The following is a 2,007-nucleotide window of genomic DNA, read 5'->3' as shown; positions in this document are numbered from 1 at the left end:
GAGAGTATCTCATTTTCAGGAAGAGGGGCAGCGATTAATAACTTCATATTGGTTCAAGCAAACGAAGCACGAAGAGAAGCAGATCTTTTTAAAAAATACCAATCATTGCCGCCGAACCTTTATAAAGAGAAAATTGATTCGCTGTACCAACTAAAGAAAAATGAGTATGAGGCTTTTGTGAAAGTGAATCCGACACTTTCGGAGAAAGCGAAAGACTTAGCCTTAGTGAGTGCTACTTTCCCTCTTTACAAAGAAATGGAAATATATCCGTTTGTATATCAGAGTGAAGATAATGTACCGCTGAATTGTGTACTGCCAGAAGATTTTTACGATTACAGAAAGCGTATTAATTATAACGATACTTTCTTAGAGTACTTCAGACCCTACTATCGCTATATGGTAATGTATATCAATAACTTAGCTTTTACTAAATATACATACAATAAACATACTTTAGTAGATGTAAGCCAAGAGTTAGGTTTTCATTTAGAGAAGATAAAAATTATAGACAGTCTTTTTAGTAAAGGAAGTTTGAGAGATAACCTATACCGAAATGCAGCATACGCTTATATCTTTAATATTCATATTCAGGAACATAGAGCATATAAAGACTATTTTCATAAATTTGCGAAGTACAACAAAGACAACGAACACAAAGCAGAGCTAGATAAAGTATTTCGGAATGTTATCGCTCTACAAGCGGGTAATCAGCCGCCAGATTTTGACCTGATAAACACTAAAGGAGAACCTACTAAATTTTCGGAAATTCAGAACCCTAAGATGACCACCATATACTATTTTTGGTCGGTTAACCAACAAGAGCTTTCTAATTTAATATTTAATAGAATTTCGCAGCTCAAACGACTTTTTCCTAATGTGAAGTTTGTGGGGATAGATATAGGGCAAGATAAGACCCAGTGGAAGAAACAAGTACAGAATACTGATTGGACAGACCAATATCATTCGATAAACTTTATGGACTTGTCGCAGAAAATTTTGATAAACAACATCAATAAATCACTAATAATAGACAAAGACGGACGTATTATCTCGGCATTTGAGGATATTTTTAGTCCTAACTTAGAAAAAATATTATTGTCAAAAGAATCATAACTATGACAGACCAGATTATTACTCTTGTAATGTATTGTATTCCTGCCTTGGTGGTAGGGGCCGTAGCTTTTTACTTCTTCAGGATACATATAGAGAATGAAGATCGCAAACGGATGTTTTTGCTTCAGCAGGAAACTTATAAGTTTACTTTTCCTATTAAGCTGCAAGCCTATGAGCGAATGACGCTATTCTTAGAGCGCATTACTCCGCAACAATTGTTTTTGCGTATTCCGCCTGGTGATTTGACTAAAAAAGAATACGAAATACTGCTCACCAATACTATAGACCAAGAGTTTGAGCACAATTTGGCACAGCAGATATACTTAAGTCCAAATTTGTGGAACATCATACGCACAGCTAAAGCAGCCACCATACAGCTGATAAGAAAGGCTGCTTATAATGAAAGTGTGAAAGATGCCCCTGAAATGGTGGAGGCAGTATTCAAGGAATTTATAGATAGGACTACCCCTTCGGCAAATGCGCTGAGCCATCTGAAAGAAGAAGTACGTCAATTTTTGAGATAAGATAAGGGCTTTCTGAGAAAATCAGAGAGCCTTTTTTTTGATAAATAATTTTTAATTGCAATTTTTGGGTTGTAATTCATAATTATTTTGTACATTTGCCTCAGATTTAAAAGTGTAAAAGTCATTATGAAAATACTCCTAAAGTCAGCGAGAATTATTGACAAAGAAAGTGAATTTCACAATACAGTGAAAGACATATTGATTTCAGATGGAACAATAACACATATTTCAGACCAGCTTGGAGAAGTGCAGGTAGATAAGGTAATCGCCGATGCATATGTGTCGCAAGGTTGGACAGACAGTAGTGTATGCTTTGGCGAACCAGGCTATGAAGAGAGAGAGACCTTGGCTAATGGTATGCTGACCGCTG

General features: G+C 35.9%; 2 protein-coding genes and 1 pseudogene. All 3 read left to right on the top strand.

Annotated features, from left to right (window positions below; translation table 11 throughout):
* The coding region (locus HMPREF9074_RS05860) for a TlpA family protein disulfide reductase (protein ID WP_034539980.1) at positions 1 to 1,113 on the top strand (1,113 nt) is incomplete at its 5' end.
* 2 nt (positions 1,114 to 1,115) lie between these two features.
* Positions 1,116 to 1,637, top strand: a complete 522-nt coding sequence (locus tag HMPREF9074_RS05855; RefSeq protein ID WP_009392988.1) for a DUF7935 family protein — start codon at positions 1,116 to 1,118, stop codon at positions 1,635 to 1,637.
* 126 nt (positions 1,638 to 1,763) lie between these two features.
* A pseudogene (locus tag HMPREF9074_RS05850) lies at positions 1,764 to 2,007 on the top strand (dihydroorotase); the annotation flags it as partial.

It is taken from the genome of Capnocytophaga sp. oral taxon 329 str. F0087 (genome assembly GCF_000213295.2).
In the GTDB taxonomy this organism is placed as follows: domain Bacteria; phylum Bacteroidota; class Bacteroidia; order Flavobacteriales; family Flavobacteriaceae; genus Capnocytophaga; species Capnocytophaga leadbetteri_A.
This window is presented reverse-complemented; position numbering and strand designations above follow the sequence as displayed.

Bases quoted from the DNA above. Each gene is read 5' to 3' on its own strand.
- HMPREF9074_RS05855 (WP_009392988.1), top strand. From the start codon at position 1,116: ATGACAGACCAGATTATTACTCTTGTAATGTATTGTATTCCTGCCTTG.